General features: G+C 72.5%; 18 protein-coding genes and 3 pseudogenes. 9 read left to right on the forward strand and 12 right to left on the reverse strand.

Annotation, left to right across the window (positions count from 1 at the left end; translation table 11 throughout):
• The 5 genes and pseudogenes from BJF79_RS59720 to galT form a co-directional block, all read left to right on the forward strand.
• On the forward strand, positions 1-196 hold a 196-nt coding region (locus BJF79_RS59720), incomplete at its 5' end, for a hypothetical protein (RefSeq protein ID WP_262401969.1).
• A gap of 391 nt (positions 197-587) precedes the next feature.
• The gene (locus BJF79_RS13665; RefSeq protein WP_075897605.1) at positions 588-992 is read left to right on the forward strand and encodes a hypothetical protein; all 405 of its coding nucleotides are present in this window, start codon (positions 588-590) and stop codon (positions 990-992) included.
• Positions 989-1353: pseudogene (locus tag BJF79_RS13670) on the forward strand (DUF742 domain-containing protein). Before BJF79_RS13665 ends, BJF79_RS13670 begins: the two are co-directional and overlap by 4 nt.
• Positions 1334-1914, forward strand: a pseudogene (locus tag BJF79_RS13675) (GTP-binding protein). The pseudogenes BJF79_RS13670 and BJF79_RS13675 overlap by 20 nt, the downstream one beginning before the upstream one ends.
• Before the next feature lie 9 nt (positions 1915-1923).
• Positions 1924-2988, forward strand: coding sequence for a galactose-1-phosphate uridylyltransferase (gene galT / locus BJF79_RS13680; protein ID WP_075897607.1), 1065 nt, complete (start codon positions 1924-1926; stop codon positions 2986-2988).
• On the opposite strand, the gene BJF79_RS13685 is transcribed toward galT, so the two are convergent.
• Positions 2975-4585, reverse strand: coding sequence for a hypothetical protein (locus BJF79_RS13685; RefSeq protein ID WP_075897609.1), 1611 nt, complete (start codon positions 4583-4585; stop codon positions 2975-2977). The genes galT and BJF79_RS13685 overlap by 14 nt on opposite strands.
• Before the next feature lie 60 nt (positions 4586-4645).
• Entirely contained in the window at positions 4646-5137 is a 492-nt protein-coding gene (locus tag BJF79_RS13690) for a hypothetical protein (RefSeq protein WP_075897611.1), read from the reverse strand.
• 107 nt (positions 5138-5244) lie between these two features.
• Here BJF79_RS13690 and BJF79_RS13695 point away from each other — a divergent pair, with 107 nt between their 5' ends.
• Positions 5245-6204, forward strand: a complete 960-nt coding sequence (locus tag BJF79_RS13695; protein WP_075897613.1) for a hypothetical protein — start codon at positions 5245-5247, stop codon at positions 6202-6204.
• On the opposite strand, the gene BJF79_RS13700 is transcribed toward BJF79_RS13695, so the two are convergent.
• From BJF79_RS13700 to BJF79_RS57240, 10 genes and pseudogenes are all read right to left on the reverse strand, one after another.
• Positions 6179-6919, reverse strand: a complete 741-nt coding sequence (locus tag BJF79_RS13700) for a hypothetical protein (RefSeq protein ID WP_075897615.1) — start codon at positions 6917-6919, stop codon at positions 6179-6181. The genes BJF79_RS13695 and BJF79_RS13700 overlap by 26 nt on opposite strands.
• A complete protein-coding gene (locus BJF79_RS13705) occupies positions 6919-7701 on the reverse strand; it encodes a polysaccharide deacetylase family protein (RefSeq protein ID WP_075897617.1) in 783 nt (260 codons plus the stop codon). The genes BJF79_RS13700 and BJF79_RS13705 overlap by 1 nt, the downstream gene beginning before the upstream one ends.
• The gene (locus BJF79_RS13710; RefSeq protein ID WP_075897619.1) at positions 7649-8947 is read right to left on the reverse strand and encodes a polysaccharide deacetylase family protein; all 1299 of its coding nucleotides are present in this window, start codon (positions 8945-8947) and stop codon (positions 7649-7651) included. The genes BJF79_RS13705 and BJF79_RS13710 overlap by 53 nt, the downstream gene beginning before the upstream one ends.
• 22 nt (positions 8948-8969) lie before the next feature.
• A complete protein-coding gene (locus BJF79_RS13715; RefSeq protein ID WP_158079163.1) occupies positions 8970-9146 on the reverse strand; it encodes a hypothetical protein in 177 nt (58 codons plus the stop codon).
• Positions 9128-10432, reverse strand: a complete 1305-nt coding sequence (locus tag BJF79_RS13720; RefSeq protein ID WP_075897623.1) for a polysaccharide deacetylase family protein — start codon at positions 10430-10432, stop codon at positions 9128-9130. Before BJF79_RS13720 ends, BJF79_RS13715 begins: the two co-directional genes overlap by 19 nt.
• A complete protein-coding gene (locus BJF79_RS13725; RefSeq protein ID WP_075897625.1) occupies positions 10399-10890 on the reverse strand; it encodes a hypothetical protein in 492 nt (163 codons plus the stop codon). Before BJF79_RS13725 ends, BJF79_RS13720 begins: the two co-directional genes overlap by 34 nt.
• Positions 10883-12244 carry a glycosyltransferase gene (locus BJF79_RS13730; RefSeq protein ID WP_075897627.1) on the reverse strand — a complete coding sequence of 454 codons (1362 nt, stop codon included), beginning with the start codon at positions 12242-12244 and terminating at the stop codon, positions 10883-10885. The genes BJF79_RS13725 and BJF79_RS13730 overlap by 8 nt, the downstream gene beginning before the upstream one ends.
• The gene (locus BJF79_RS59725) at positions 12241-13053 is read right to left on the reverse strand and encodes a nucleotide sugar dehydrogenase (protein WP_410050081.1); all 813 of its coding nucleotides are present in this window, start codon (positions 13051-13053) and stop codon (positions 12241-12243) included. Before BJF79_RS59725 ends, BJF79_RS13730 begins: the two co-directional genes overlap by 4 nt.
• A gap of 88 nt (positions 13054-13141) precedes the next feature.
• Positions 13142-13534, reverse strand: a pseudogene (locus BJF79_RS66825) (NAD(P)-binding domain-containing protein); the annotation flags it as partial.
• A 235-nt stretch (positions 13535-13769) separates the two neighbouring features.
• Positions 13770-13916, reverse strand: coding sequence for a hypothetical protein (locus BJF79_RS57240; RefSeq protein ID WP_187357001.1), 147 nt, complete (start codon positions 13914-13916; stop codon positions 13770-13772).
• 210 nt (positions 13917-14126) lie between these two features.
• Between BJF79_RS57240 and BJF79_RS13740 the strand changes: the two genes are divergently transcribed.
• From BJF79_RS13740 to BJF79_RS13750, 3 genes are all read left to right on the forward strand, one after another.
• On the forward strand, positions 14127-14648 hold the full coding sequence (locus tag BJF79_RS13740; RefSeq protein WP_075897629.1) for an NADAR family protein: 522 nt from the start codon (positions 14127-14129) through the stop codon (positions 14646-14648).
• Between the two features lie 59 nt (positions 14649-14707).
• Positions 14708-14977, forward strand: a complete 270-nt coding sequence (locus BJF79_RS13745) for a metal-sensitive transcriptional regulator (RefSeq protein ID WP_075897631.1) — start codon at positions 14708-14710, stop codon at positions 14975-14977.
• Positions 14978-15053: 76 nt separating this feature from the next.
• Positions 15054-15998: MBL fold metallo-hydrolase (locus BJF79_RS13750; RefSeq protein ID WP_143219893.1), on the forward strand; the 945-nt coding region annotated here is incomplete at its 3' end.

Consider the following 15998-nt stretch of genomic DNA (forward strand, 5'->3'; position numbering starts at 1 on the left):
GATGATGATGTACGGCGCGCACGCCGCGCTGGAGCATCTGCTGCCGCAGGGCTCGGGGAAGATCATCAACATCGGGGGGCCCGCGCTCGGAGGGTTCGCGCTCCGAGTGGCCGTACTCCGAGGGCGCGCGTCCCGAAGTCTCGCGCTTCGAGGGCCCGCACTCCGAGGGCTCGGGTTCCGAGGGCCCGCGCTTTGAGGGTTCGCACTCGGCAGGTTCGCACTCGGCAGGTTCGTACTCCGCAGAGGCGCGTCCCGAGGTCTCGTGGTCCGAGGCTCCACCTTCCGGGGGTTCGCATTCGGCGGGTTCGTACTCCGCAGGGGCGCGTCCCGAGGTCTCGTGGTCCGAGGGGGCGCGGCTCGACGGTTCGGGCGGTGAGGCGGCGCGTGCCGCCGAATCCGGCCGCGCGGACACGGCAGGGGACGGGCGGTCCGAAGCCCCGAGTTCCGGCGTCCCGTCGTCCGAGGTCCCACAGGGCGATGCCGCGGGGCCGGATATTTCGCGATTTGAGGACCCGCGGTCCGAGGTTCCGCGAACGGAGTCCTCGCATCCCGAAGCGACGGAGATCGACGCATCAAGGTCGGACATCTTGCGATTCGACCCCCCGCGGGCCCAGGGCGCGCAGGCCGAAGCCGTCCCGGGTGAGGCCGCGCCGACCGAGGGCGCGCAGGCCGAGAGGCATCCGGCCGAGGGCGCGCGGGCCGACGGCGCTCCGGGGGAGGCCCGGGCGGGCAACCGGCAGCGGGCGATCGGGGACGTTCGGCGGCGCAGGTCCGGGGAGGAGCGGCCGCCGCTGCCCAAGCGGGTCCGGCAGCAGAACCTGGCGGCGCAGCTCCGCGACGGCGAAGCGGCGGCCGGTCCCGCCTCCGGTGCGGACGAAGCGCCGGTGCATTCTCGCCGCACGCCCGAGGAGGCCCGCGCGATGATGTCGTCCATCCAGCGCGGTACCCGGCGCGGACGCGCCGAGGTCGAGGACGGCGAGGACTCCGGATGAGCGAATGGCTCGACGACGAGGCCGGACCGATCGTCCGGTCGTACGCGCTGACGCGCGGCCGCGCGCGGCCCGCCGGGGACGAGCCCTTCGATATGATCACCCTCATCGGTACGGCGGGCCGGCCGCGCGCCGGGACGCCCGGGATCGGCCCCGAACACCTGCACATCCTCGACATGTGCGCCGCGCCGCAGCCGGTCGCCGAGGTCGCGCGCGGCTCGAACTGCCCCTCGTCGTCGTCCGGGTGCTGCTGGGCGACCTGCTCGGCCAGCGGCTGATCACCGTCACCCGGCCCCGGCAGGAGAGCCCGCTCTCCAAGGAAAGTCTCCTCAGGGAAGTGCTGCATGGTCTCCAAGCCCTCTGAACCGGTCGCGGTGAAGATCCTCATCGCCGGGGGATTCGGCGTCGGCAAGACGACGCTCGTCGGTGCCGTCAGCGAGATCCGCCCGCTGCAGACCGAGGAGCTGCTGACCGACCGGGGCGTCGGCGTCGACGACATCGAGGGGGTCGAGCAGAAGACGACCACGACGGTCGCGATGGACTTCGGCCGCATCACCGTCCGCGACGGGCTGATCCTCTACCTGTTCGGCACGCCCGGCCAGGACCGGTTCTGGTTCATGTGGGACGAGCTGTCGGCCGGGGCGCTCGGCGCGGTCGTCCTCGCCGACACCCGGCGGCTGCCGGACTGCTTCCCGGCCGTCGACTACTTCGAGAGCCGCGGGCTGCCGTTCATCATCGGCGTGAACTGCTTCGACGACGGCTACGACTACACGGTCGAGGAGATCCGCGAGGCGCTCGACCTGGACGCCGGGACGCCGGTCGTGCTGTGCGACGTGCGGAGCCGGGCGCCGGGAAAGAGGTGCTGACGACGCTGGTCAAGCATCTGCTGGCGGTCAATGAGAGCGAGCGGGCGGCGGCCCGGTAGCCTTCTGCGGTGTACCGGACCCGCGCGCGCCTCAGCGACGGTCGAGAGATCGTCTACTACGACGAGAAGCCGGGGCGGGTGCCCGCCCCCGACCCGCGGGGGCTGCCGCCCGTGGAGCCGCTCAGCGAGACGCGCCGCGATCCGCTGACGGGCGACCCGGTCACGATCACCGCGCACCGCAACGCGCGCACGTTCCTGCCGCCGCCGGAGGAGTGCCCGCTGTGTCCCGGCGGCCCCGCGTCGGAGATCCCCGACGCGGGCTACGAGGTCGTCGCGTTCGAGAACCGCTTCCCGTCGTACGCCGCCGCGACCCCGCACGTCCCGGCCGCCGTCGACGGCGTCGCGCTGTTCGAACGTTCCCGCGGCGCCGGACGGTGCGAGGTCGTCTGCTTCACCGACGAGCACGACGCGGCGCTCGCGGGGCTGCCCGTGTCGCGCGTCCGGACGGTCGTCGACGCGTGGGCGGACCGCACCGCGGAGCTGTCGGCGCTGCCGGGCATCGAGCAGGTGTACGTGTTCGAGAACCGCGGCGTCGAGATCGGCGTGACGCTGCACCATCCGCACGGGCAGATCTACGGGTACCCGTTCGTGACGCCGCGCACCGGGCGGATGCTCGCGACGGCCGCGGCGTACGGCGGCGACCTGTTCGGCGACGTGCTCGCCGCCGAGCGGGCCGGGCCCCGCGTCGTCCTCGCCGGGGAGCACTGGACGGCGTACGTGCCCGCGGCCGCGCGGTGGCCCGTCGAGGTCCATCTGACCCCGCACCGGCACGTTCCCGACCTCGTCGCCCTCGACGGTGCCGAACGGGACGAACTGGCCGTCCTCTACCGTGACCTGCTGCGCGGCCTCGACGCCCTCTACGGGACGCCGCTGCCGTACGTCGCGGGCTGGCACCAGGCGCCCATCGGCGAGGGCCGCGACCTGCTGCGGCTGCACCTGGAGCTGTTCTCGATCCGGCGCGCCCCCGACAAGATCAAGTACCTGGCGGGGTCGGAGTCGGGGATGGCCGCCTGGATCAACGACGTCCCGCCGGAGGACGCCGCCGCGCGGCTGCGCGCGGTCACTGCCGGCTGAGCGTGCGGGTGACGCCCGCCGCGATCGTCGTCGCCAGCACCCATCCGGTGCTGATCAGCGTGTACGAGAGCCACTGGTGCCAGCCGGCGGGCTTGAACGCCTTCTGCTGCCCGAAGTCGATGATCGGGAGGAGGAGGTCGAGGGAGTAGAACAGCGCGTTGAAGTCCGGGTGCTCGTCGGCCTTGAGGGGCGCCGGATGCTCGAACGCGAACGCGACCGTCCCGGCGAGCACGAGCCCGGCGAGCCACGCCGCCGCCCGCAGCGGCCGGAACCCGTACCCGACCGTCACGTCCTGCAGATAGCCCCATATCCGCCGGTACAGGGGCAGGGTGCGGCGTCGGCGCCGCTGCTTCGCGAGCAGGACGTTCCGCGCCGCGATGTCGTCGCCCGCCCCCAGGTACGCCGCCGCGAGCTGCTCGTACGCGTGCGGGACGTAGCCCTCGACGTCGCGTTCGAGCATCGCGATCCGCACCTTCGCGGGGAGCCGCGGGGCGAGCGCGTCGTAGGTCAGGCCGTCCAGCCGGACGCCGCCGCCCAGCGCGTCCGGCGGCACGTGCAGGAGCCCGAACCGTCCGCGGCGCAGGTTCAGCAGCCCGTCCACCCGCGCTTCGCGCAGCCACACCTCGCCGATCGTGGTGGCGCTCGCCCGCAGGGCCTGGCCGGACGGGTGCGCGATGCGGGCTTTCGCCAGGTCGAGCTGTCCGGGGATCGTCGCCCCGCGCAGATTGACCTCGCCGTCGAAGCGGCTCCGCCGCGCCACGACGTCCGACTCCACGGTGAGGTTCTCGAGATCCAGGGCGCATCCGGCGGGATGCCCGACGGGGTGCGAGAAGTCCGCGCCGGTGAGGTCGAGCTTCTGGGCGATCCGCGCGCCGCGCAGGTTGATCTCCCCTTCGGCCCGCAGGTTCGCGGCCGTCAGGTTCTGGCCGACGCCGAGGCTCCGGCCGTCGAAGGCGCGCTTCCCGGGGTTGCTGAGCAGGGCGCCTTCGAGGTTCAGGTTTCCGACGGACGCGCTGTTCAGCCGGATCTCGCCGTGGACTTCGAGGCCCGGGGCCCACAGGTCGTCCTCCAGCACCGAGTGGTTCAGGTGGACGATCTCGCCCTGGTCGGCGCCGGGGGTGCCGAGCCGCGCCCGTTCGAGGAAGACCGCCCGCGAGATGCGGACGCCGCCCAGGCTCATCCGGCCGGGCACCCGGCATTCGGTGAGCCGGAGCACGCCGCTGACGTGCATCGTCGCCGCGAACAGGCCGGGAAGGTACGACTTGCTCAGGTTCAGCTGCCGCAGGTGCGATCCGTAGAGGTTCGGGATCTCCTCGAAGTGGCACGCCCACAGCCGGATGGGGTGCTCGACCTCCGCGTACTGCAGGTCCAGCTCCCCGGTGATCCGTGCCCCGGACACCCGGAGCGCCGTGACCTCGCCGTCCTCCGGCGGCCGGAGCAGCAGCTTGCGCAGCACCCATGCCCGCACGGTGCGTTCGGGGCCCCACGTTCCGCCGTCCTCGGCGTCGTCGCCTTCCTGCCAGAAGTCGACCTTCGCGCCCGTCCGGAACGCCCGCCATACCCGCCGCTCGGCGGCCGTCAGTTCGACCGGCTCCACACGTCTCCTCCGCCGTCGCGATCCCGTGATCAACGGATATACCGGACGCCTCCCGGTTCGTCACCCGACTTGGCGGCCGGAACCGACGGACCGGCGGCGGGCGCCGAGGATGCGCCGGTCGTCGATGTACACGGCCGGTTCGTGCAGGAAGGATTCCGCGCGGACTTTTCCGTAGACGATGTTCAAAGTGCGCAAGTTGTACCAAGGGGTGCCGCAGCACGAGCAACCGCGGCCGCTCAGGAAAGTTTCCTGTCGTCGCAGGAATTGGTTCGGCCGCAGATGTACGGACGGACGATTTCCGAAGTCCACGCGAAGGCCCCCGGACTCTTCCGCGACGCCGATGCCGCGCGGAAGGCCGCGCGGGAGATCGTGTGTCACCGAGGTGCGCGGCGTGAAGCCGTCCCATTCGCGCATCCACACCGTGTGGACGAACGGGGGCGCGTCGTCCGGCAGCGGGAAGGCGGTCGGGGCCGCGTTGCGGCGGGCGGCGGCCCTGCCTCCGCGGGAGTGCTTGGTCCAGGTGATTTCGACCATTTGAAGAGCGAAGTCCACTCTGCCATTTTCGGTGGGATTCCCAGTCGAGATCAATCGAATAAACGGTCCGGTCGCGATCGCGTAAAAGCGGGGACGGTCACGGCGGGCTGGCCTACTGTGCGGGCATGGTCGGGCGTGCGGAACTGCTGGCGCAGGGGTCGTTCGAGAACGTGCGGGCCGCCGGGGAAGGGGCGGCCACGGTGTGCGCGTCGCGCGTCGGGAACGACGGCAGCGTCGGTCTCGCGTGGGACCTCGCGCGGGGCGTCCGGGTGGGGGATCCGCTGCCCGGATTCCCCTGCGACGACGAAGAGTGGGCGTTCGGGGTCCTGCCGGGGCCGCGCGGCGCCTCGCCCGTCGTGGCGTGGGCGGACGGAGGGCGCGTGCACGTCCACGACCTTTACGGCGGGGACGAGGTCGTCATCGACGACGCCGAGGCGTCGTTCCCCGACGTGGTGGGGCTCGCCGTCCACCGGGGGCGCGGTGCGGTCGTGACGGTGTTCGACCGGCGGCCCCACGCGGACGTGCTCGTCTGGGACGCGCGCACCGGCGAGCGGCTGGCGCGCTTCGACACGTGGTTCGGGTACCTGAGTCCGGACCGGCACCTTCTGCACGCCACCCCGGACTCGGGGCCGCTCGTCGCCCTGTCCTGCGAATCCGAACGGGGCAAGGCCCCCAGCTACTCCATGCTGGACGTCGAGATCGAGGGGCAGGTCGGGAAGCTGGACCGCGGCGCACCGCCCACGCCGATGGTTCCGTGGGCGGACGGCGTCGTCCTCGTGCACGGCGAAGGGGGGCGGATCGTGGTGCGGCGCCCGGACGGCGAGGCGGTGGCCGAGGGGCCGGCGCCGGAAGACGCCCCGGTCGTCGCCGCGGCGCGGGCGGGCGGTCGGCTGCTGGTCGCGGCGGGGGACCGGCGGGCGGGCGCGTTCACGGCGCGCGACGACGCCCGGCCCGAGCCGCTCGGCCGGGTCGAGGTGCCCGGCCCGGTCGGCGGCGTCGCCCTGGCGTCCGACGGGACGCTGGTCGCCGCGACCGACACCGGGCTCTTCCGCGCGCGCGTCACCGGTTCCGGATCCGGATCTTGAACTCGAACTCGCACCGGTCGCCGCGCACCCCGACCGAGCCCGCACGGGTGATGGGACGGTCGTGGCGGCGCCCGTCGTCCACGGCGCGCAGCAGTTCGCGTCCGGACTGCGCGACGGTGATGACGACCGGGGACGTCCCGGAGACGCGGACCTCGAAGCGCTGCCATTTACCGAACGCGTAGGAGTGTCGTACCTGGGCGAGCGTAAAGTACCGGCCCTCGTTCTCGGATCCGCCCGTCAGCTTCTTCTTGATGACGAGGAGCCCGTCGCGCCGGTTGAGCGACGCCACGTACAGTTCCGTCTCGTCCTTGTGGCGCAGCATCACGTGCACCCCGTCGTAGTCCTGCGCGCCGTCGGGCAGTAGGCGCACGTTACGCACGTCCAAGGTGACATGGGTGTCGAGGTAATCGGTGCGGTGCGTATGCATCCGGAAGACGCTCGACCCGGTTCCGTTGGAGGATGTCGCGTCCGGTGTCTCTGTGTCGGGCGGGCCCGTCCAGAGGAGACCGTCGCGCGTGAAGAGCGAACCGCTCGTGACGTCCCAGGTCCGGGAGCGGCGCGCGTCGTCGGCGTCCGGGTTCCAGTGCGCGTACTCGTTGGTGACCAGCCGGCCGGGGACGGGCGCGCGGCCGTCCGGGCGGGTGAGCGCCCAGACGCCCCACGCGATCGGGACGGCCCCGGCGAGGGCCCCCGCGACGATCAGCCGGGCGCGCATCAGCCGGGGAGCGCGGTGCAGAATCCGCGGTTGCGCAACCCGCGGATGATCGTCGGGAGGGCCCGGACGGTGGCCGCGGAGCGGGCGACGCCGTCGTGCATCAGCACGACCGCGCCCGGTTCCGCCCGGGTGAGGACGGTCGCCGCGATCTCGTCCGGCCGCCGTCCGCGCCAGTCGTGCGTGTCGATCGTCCAGCGGACCACCCGCATGCCCAGCGCGCGCGCCTGCGCCTCCACCGTGGCGTCGGTGGCGCCGAACGGGGGCCGGAACAGGGTCGGAAGGGGCGCGCCCGCGTCCGCGACGGCGGCGGAGGTGTTCGCGAGCTGCTCCCGGACCTGCGCGGCCGACAGGTCGGTGAGGTACGGGTGGTTCCAGCTGTGGTTCTCGACGCGGTGCCCGTCGGCGGCGATCGCGCGGACCAGATCGGGCCGTGCGGCGGCCTTCTCGCCGGTCACATAGAAGACGGCGCGGACGTCGTGGGCGCGCAGCACTTCGAGGATCTGCGGCGTGTAGACGTCCGGGCCGTCGTCGAACGTCAGCTCGACGCGCCCGCGTTCGCAGCGGTTCGCGGTGCTCGCGGGCGGCGAGCATCTCGGGGGTGACGACGTCGCGGGCTTCGGCGGCGCGCGCGGGCGCGTCCTTTCGGGGACGAGCTCCTGCCAGCCAGCGGCACGAGGACGGCCATGGCGAGGAGCCCGAAGCCCAGTTCGAGAAAGTGTCGGCGAGCGGTCATAGATCCAGGTCCGTGAGGGTGAAGTCGTCCACGATGAGCGTTCCGGCACCCGGGAGCGCGACGCCGAAGCTGAGGTTCGTCGCGCCTGCGGGGACGGGCGGGGTGGTGACGAGGGACCGCTGCCAGGTACCAGTTTCGGCGAGTGCGGGCCCGTTCGTCCAGAACATCCAGGCGCCCGTGGCGCTGCGGTAATAGATGCTCATCTTCGCGTTGACAGTGGCGGGCCAGGAGCCCTTGAACCAGACGCCGAGTTCGTACCTGTGTCCCGGTATCGCGGCGGGGGCGCACGTACCGGCGTCTTGGCGGGTGACGAGTTTCCGGTCGCCGGACGTACGGGACATGACCTCGACCTCGTGGGCGTACTGGCCGGTGCGTGCGTCCTGCGTCCGCGTCCAGGTATAGGTGTTCGTGCCCCAGCCGCCTTCCTGGAAGCACGCAGGGACATCGTTGGACGCGGCCTCAAGCGACGGGTTCTGCACCTGCACGGGCGACGGCGGCCCCGGCACGGACGGTTGCACGCTCCCACCGACGACCTCGTCGACCGTCCGGACGACCGTGCCGCCGGACGCCCGCGCCTGCAGCCAGTCGAGGAACGCGTCGAACGTCGCGGGCGCGACCGCGTACGCGTCGCCGCAGCCGTCGCACACGTGGTGGAACACGAGCGGCACCCAGCCGCCGCCGTCGTCCTCGGCCTGCGTGACGTACTGCTTGAGCTGGGCGAGGGTCGTGCCCGTCTTGACCGAGTCCGGCGTGCGGACCGAGTACGGTTCGGCGGGCGGCATCGTCTCGGCGAGGTCGCACCCGCCGCAACTGCCGGGGGACACGAGTCCGCCGACCGTCCGCGCGTTGTTGTAACCGCACTCCTCCGCCACGTCCATGGAGGCCGGGTCCACTGCGCCGTAGGGGTAGGCAAAGCTCGTTACCTCGAACCCCAGGTTGAGCAGCGCCACCCTGTCGTCGCACACCTGCCGCTGCTTCTCCTCCTCTGGCAGCGACGGCACGTTCGCGTGCGTGATCGTGTGCCCGCCGATCTCGTGCCCACCGGACGCCATCGTCTGCAGTTGCGCCTGCGACATGTAGCCGGGCGTGTCCACGCGCGCGCTGTTGATGTAGAACGTGCCGTCCATGCCGTGGTCGTCCAGGACGGGACGGGCGTTGTCGTACTGGTCCCGAACCCCGTCGTCGAACGTCAGCGACACGACCGTGGTCGCCGCGGCCCGCGCCGGGACGGCGGCCAGAACGGACATCAGCAGGGCCGCGACCAGAACGGCCGCCGAACGTATGAGCGCGGGCATCGTTGCCTCTCTTCCGGGCGCGTCAGCGGCCCTGGAGCGGGACGAACGTCGGATCGTGGAACGTCACCGTCCGGGCACCGCGCGCCGTGATCCCGAACCGCAGACCGCCCCGGTCGATCGGCGGGCCGAACGCCTCGACGAGGGCGGCCTTCAGCGGCCGTCCGCCCTCGACCCGAACCGTCAGCCGCCTCCCCCGCACCTCGATCGCGACGTCGCGCGGCCCGTCCCGGCCGTCCAGCCGGACGCGGCCGAGCGGCAGCGGGGCACGGTCGCCGACCTGCCGCCGCGCCACCACCGACCCGTCGCCGACGACGACCTCGATGCGGCCCGGATGCCCGCGCCCGCACCGTCCCGGACGGCGATGACCGCACCCGACCGCGGGCTCAACCCCGAGATCGACGCGGTCACCCGGTAGTCCTTCCACTGCGCGGTGTTGAGGTCCGGGCGGAGGACGCACGCGCCGTACTTCTCGCCGGTGACCCGCAGGTCGGCGCCGCGCCGCTCGCACGTCACGCCGTCCCCCCGCCAGGGCAGCGCCGCGAGGGCGTCCGGCCGCGCGCGGCACCGCGCGGCCGACCATCTCCAGCAGCCCCGCCGCCGACGTGGTGGCGCGGACGCCGATGCGGTCGAGGAGGTACGGCCCGCGTCCGCGCCGATCGCGTTCACGTGCCCGTCCGGGACGTCCTCGCCGGCGAACGCCACGCGGAACCCGGCGTCCCGGAGCAGCCCCGGCAGCGCCGCGTCGACGCGCCGGTCGTTGCCGGACGCCTCCCCGAACGGGTACGAGAACGCGGACACTTCGTGACCGAGCGTTCGGCGGAAGAAGTCCTGCGACCGCTCCAGGTCCGCGCGTACGCGCGCGCGCCACGCGTCCAGAGTTTCCGGACGTCCGTCCACGACGATCCGGTTCGGCAGCGGCGCGCCCACATCACCCGGGATCCGGACCCGATCGTCCAGCGCGTGCGTGTGCGAACCGAACTCCCACCGGCCGGTGTCGGCGAGCGCCTCCACCTGCCGCGTCGACAGGTAGTAGGACGGCGTGCCGGGCTCGACGATCCGCCCGGTCGGCAGGAACGCGGCCGCCGTGAACCCGTACTTGTCGAGGACGGGATCCGCGTTCGTCCAGTCGGTGATGCGCGCGTCGTCGAACGTGAGCAGAAGCGCGCGCGGGGGCAACCGGACGTCCCGTCCCTGCAAGAGGTCGAGAACGTCACGCAGACGCACGGTTTCGTATCCGGCCGCGTCCAGCGCGGCCATGTGCGTGCCGAACTGCTCGCGCGTGAGGGTGCTGCTCGCCCCGTCGCGGTCGTCCACACCGTGGTACGTCAGCGCGACGATCGACCCCGGATGCGCGGGCAGCGCCGCGGCGGCCCGCGCGACCGCCGGATCCAGCCCCACGGTGGCGGCCTCCGCCTGCCCGGGATCGAACGGCCGGCTGATCGACACCCACGTCACCATCGCGAGCGCCAGCGAGCACAGGAACACGAACCCGGTAACCGCCCGAAACCCCCGCCCTCCGTGGGCCTCCGAACGCTCCCACGGCGCCCCCACCCCCACGCCGCCGAGGCCTCACCGTCCGCGTCCGCACCGTCGGCGGCCTCACTGTCGGCGTCCGTCCCGTCGGCCTCACCGTCCGCGTCCGCACCGTCGGCGTCCGTCCCGTCGGCCTCGCTGTCCGCGTCAGCACCGTCGGCGGCCTCAAAGACCTCGTCGACCTCACCGGCTTCCTCCGGCTCATTGACCGCAGCGGCCGCACCAGCTTCACCGGCCGCACCAGCTTCACCGGCCGCACCAGCTTCACCGGCCGCGTCGGCCTCACCGGCCCCACCGGCCTCACCGACAGCGTCCACTTCACCGGCCCCACCGGCCTCGTGCGTCGCGTGTGAGGCATCGGCCATGTCGGTCTTGTCCGTCGCGTGGTCGGTGTCTTCGGCGTCAGGCATCGGTGCCGCCCGTTGCGCTGTAGACCTGCAGCGCGCGTGGGACCGGCGAAACGGACGGCTTCGCCGTGTCCGCGTCGCGGGTGCCCCACTTGCCGTCCCGGATCCGCGCGATCGCCCACAGGAGCTGCGGGGAGAACGCCACGTAGAAGAACGTCCCGATGAACGCGTAGGTCCACAGGCCGTCGTCGCGCAGCACTCGGTAGAGGAGCGCGTACCCCATCGACACCAGGTACAGGCCGAGGAAGTAGACCATCGGGAACTGTCCGCCCGCGAGCGGCGCGAGCAGCCCGTACATGACGACGATCGGGCTGAGCATCCCGGCGATCGTCTGGACGGCGACCGACGGCAGCGCGCGCGTCCGGCTCCGCCAGATGTGCGCGAGCAGCAGCGGTCCCTCGCGGCTCCACGACTTCTTCCACCGCAGTTGCTGCCGGAAGAACTTGCGGTACCGGTCCGGTGCGTCCGTCCACGCTTCCGCGCGCGCGTCGTAGCGGGTCGTCCAGCCGGACTTGATCACCCGGTTGGTCAGTGCCCGGTCGTCGCCGTAGGTGCATTCGACGCCGAGGAAGCGCTGGTGCTCCCACGCGTCCAGCAGCGGCGCGATCGCGGCCCGCCGGTAGGCGGCGAAGCAGCCGGAGCAGCACGTCACCGCGCCCAGCACCGACTCGGCGCTCTTGAGCAACTGGAACGACACGTAGTACCGGGCCGCCTGCATCCGCGTCAGGACGTTGTGCTCGGCGTTGCGGACGTACGTCAGCCCGGAGATCGCGCCGACCTCCGGGTCGGCGAACCCCTGGACGAGGCGGCGCACCGAGCCCGGCGCGGGCATCGAGTCGGAGTCGACGAAGACGAGGATCTCCGCCGACGTCGCGCGGATCCCGGCGGCCATCGCCGCGCGCTTGCCCCGGTTCTCGCCGAGGTCCACGCACCGCACCCGTCCGTCCGGGTACCGCGCGGCGGCCTTCTCCATGTGCGCCCACGTGTCGTCGCTCGACCCGTCGTTGACCACGACGACTTCGAGCTTGTCCTCCGGGTACACGAGGCCGAGGCACGAGTGGATCGTCCGGGCGACGGCCTCGCCCTCGTTGTAGGCGGGCACGACGATCGCAACCGACGGGGTGATCCCGGCGTCGTGCGGCGGCCGGTAGCACGCCGCGAGCACGAACCGGCTCAGCACGTAGCCGCTGACCAGCACCGTGTACGCCGACAGCAGCACGTCGCCGCGCAGGTAGACGAGTTTCACGCCGACGTGCCAGGCGATCAGTCCGCAGATCACGACGACCAGCGCCAGCGCGCCCAGCGCGGGGAGCCTCCCGGTCCGGGATCGGGCCGGGAGGCGGAGGCGTGGCCTCACAGGGCCACGCGCCGGGCCGCGCCGGGGAAGCGGTACGTCGCGTCCAGGACGAGCTGGTCGTGCGGCAGCGCGTCCAGGTCGACGTCGGGTTGCGGGGTGTGCGCGATGACGAGGTCGGCGGGCCGCGGGGCGACCGACGCCAGCTTCGTCCCACCCGCGGTGACGAGCTCGCCGACGAGCGGGTCGTGGTAGGCGACGTCCGCGCCCGCCGCGAGCAGCCCGTCGATGACCTCCAGGGCGGGGCTCTCCCGCAGGTCCTCGACGCCCGGTTTGTACGCGACGCCGAGCACCAGGACGTCCGCGCCGGCCAGGCCCCGCCCGGCGTCCGACAGCACCTGCCGCGCCCGTTCGACGACCTGGCGGGGCCGCGTCGCGATCGCGTTCATTGCCGCCGCGACCACCGGCGGGTTCAGCCGGTCGCCCCGCAGCTGCCACAGCAGGTAGTGCGGGTCGCAGGGGATGCAGTGCCCGCCCGCGCCCGGTCCCGGGAAGAACGGCATGTAGCCGTAGGGCTTCGTGGCCGCCGCCTCGATGACCTCGACGACGTCGAGGCCGAGCACGCCCGCCGCGTCCGCGAACTCGTTGACCAGCGCGATGTTCACCGCCCGGAACGTGTTCTCCAGCAGCTTCGTCATCTCCGCCGCGTCCGCCGAGGTGACCCGGTGGAGCCGCTCGGCGTACCGTCCGAGCACCTTCTCGGCGCGCGCGGCGCACCGCGGCGTGACGCCGCCCACGACCCGCGGGACGTCCTCGTGGGCGTGCCGGTCGTTGCCGGGGTCGATCCGCTCGGGACTGAACGCGACGAACACGTCCGTCCCGACGCGCAGCCCCCAGGGCGGCGAGCGGCGCGGCGAGCATGTCGCGGGTCGCCCCGACGTACGTCGTGGAGGTCAGGACGATCGTCTGCCCGGGACGCGCGTGCGCGACGGCCGCCGTGCACGCCGCGCTGAGCGCCCCGAGGTCGGGGACGAGCCGCCGGTCGACCGGCGTGGGCACGCAGATGATCACCGCGTCGGCGGCGGCGGCCGCGGCGGGGTCGGCGGTGACGGTCAGCGCGTCGCCCGCCGCGCGCAGCCGCTCGTGGTCGCTGTGCAGCAGGTCGACGCGTCCGCTGCGGATGTCCTCCAGGCGTCCGGTGTCCAGGTCGACGCCGAGGACCCGCAGGCCCCGGGCGTGGAACGCGAGCGCCGTCGGCAGGCCGACGTAGCCGAGGCCGATGATGGCGACGTCGTGGGTCGTGACGTTCGGACGGTCGGCCGGGGCCCCGGTGGGCAGGGCGGCAGAGGGCATGTACGTGTGATCTCCCCCGTGTGGTGCTCCAAGCGCAGAGCACGGCAAGCCAATGGCAAAGGCGTAGTAAATGCTCTTTGGATGCCGTTTGGCGGGGCACCGCACCGCGACGTATATCGCCTACGTCAGTTGCGGGATGACGTGTCGCACGTCACTCACGATCATGCCCTCTGGGCTATGGCAGAACGCCGCGACCCGCGCGGGGCGGGTCGCGGCGTCCGGCCCGAAGATCAATTCACTGCTCGGCGAGGTCGTCCTCGCCGGGGCCGGACGACTCGGCGGACACGGACGCGGCGGGCCGCTCCGTCTCGGCTTCCGCGGAGCGCGCCGTGGGCCACACGTCGAGCTGGGTGCGACGAGGGTTCGCCAGAGGGTTGTCCATTTGATCTTGTTCCTCCCATAGACGCTTCTCGGTGGCTCGGCCTACCGAAATAAGGAGATCTTCTCCGATGACCCACCCGGTTCGGCAAAATGGTCTAGACCTCGATCCGGTGGCGGATCATCCGCCACCGTGGTAACGCGGTCGTCGCTCGATCGATTCCGCCCCGGAAAACCGCTCGTCACCGTGCACCCGTCCTGGCACTCTCGCCCCATGGACGTCCCCGAGCTGATCGCCCTGCAGCGAACCGGCGCCCGCCTCAAGTTCCTGTTCTTCTGGCGGGAGCACGGCCCCACCGGATGCCTGAGCCAGTGGCACGCGTCCCCGTTCACCGTGGACGGCGTCCGGTACGCGACGGCCGAGCACTACATGATGGCGGAGAAGGCGCGCCTTTTCGGGGACGAACGCGCCGCCGCGGCGATCCTCGCCGCCCCGCACCCCGGACGCGCGAAAGTTCTCGGCGGCCAGGTCACCGGCTTCGACGAGGCCGCATGGCGCGAACACCGCCTGCCCATCGTCGTCCGCGGCAACGCCGCGAAGTTCGCCCAGCACCCCGACCTGCGGACGTTCCTCGCGGGCACGGGCGAGCGCGTCCTGGCCGAGGCCAGTCCGCGCGACCGCATCTGGGGCATCGGCCTGACCGCGGACGATCCGCGCGCCGAACGTCCGGACGCCTGGCGCGGCCGGAACCTTCTCGGGCAGGCGCTCATGGCCGTCCGCTCATCTCTGGCCTGACCATCGGGAACATACCCCTTGGGGTATACGTTGACAGGGGTGAACGGAAGGGGAGCCCGATGGAAATGGACGCGACCGTCCTGGCGGACGCCCTCACCCGGCTCAAGCGGGCGCACGGCCAGCTGGGCGGGGTGATCTCGATGGTGGAGAACGGGGAGGACTGCGAGAAGGTCCTGACCCAGCTCGCCGCCGTCTCCAAGGCGCTCGACCGCGCCGGGTTCAAGATCATTTCCACCGGGCTGGAGCAGTGCAATTCCGCCCGCGAGCGCGGCGAGGAACCGCCGATCAGCCGGGAACGGCTGGAGAAGCTCTTCCTGTCCCTGTCCTGACGGCCCGATGAACCGTCCGCGAGCGCGGACGTGCGTCTTCTGCATACCCCCCGGGGTATCTAGGAAAGGAGCGACGATGACGATCCGGACCGAGGTGGTGGAGACCTCCTCCCTCGGCGACCGCAGCTACCTGGCCCACGACGGGCGGGTGGCCCTGGTCGTCGACCCGCAGCGCGACATCGATCGCGTCCTCGCCCTGGCCGGACGGCTCGGCGTGCGCATCACGCACGTCGCCGAGACCCACCTGCACAACGACTACGTCTCTGGCGGCCTCGCCCTCGCCAAGGTGACCGGCGCCGCGTACCTGGTGGCCGCCGCCGACGGCGTCGAGTTCGACCGCGTCGCCGTCGCCGACGGCGACGAGATCGCCCTCTCGCCCGACCTGCGCGTCTCCGTCGTCGCCACGCCCGGCCACACCTTCCACCACCTCTCCTACGTGCTGTCCGGGCCGGACGGTCCCGAAGGCGTGTTCACCGGCGGATCGCTGCTGTTCGGCACCACCGGCCGCACCGACCTGCTCGGCGACGAGCACGCCCGCGACCTCGCCCGGCACCAGCACGCGTCCGCGCGCCGCCTCGCCGACCTCCTGCCCGACGGCGCGCACGTCTGGCCCACGCACGGCTTCGGCAGCTTCTGCTCGGCGTCCCAGTCCGACGCCCCCGCCTCGACCATCGGCCGGGAACGTCGGGCCAACCCCGCGCTGCGCCTCGAAGCCGACGACTTCGTCACCGAGACCCTCGCCGGGCTCGACATCTACCCCGCCTACTACGCCCACATGGGCGTCCGGAACCTCGAAGGCGCCGACCTGCTCGACCTCACGCCCGCCGAGATCGCCGACCCCGACCGCCTCCGGGCGCGCATCGAGGCGGGCGAATGGGTGGTCGACCTCCGCTCCCGCAAGGCGTTCGCGTACCGGCACCTCACCGGCACCCTGAGCTTCGGCCTGGACGGGCCCATGGCCACGTGGCTCGGCTGGATGATCCCGTGGGGCGCGCCCGTCACCCTCCTCGGCGACGGCCCC

The sequence above is a fragment of the Actinomadura sp. CNU-125 genome, assembly GCF_001942465.1.
Taxonomy (GTDB): domain Bacteria; phylum Actinomycetota; class Actinomycetes; order Streptosporangiales; family Streptosporangiaceae; genus Spirillospora.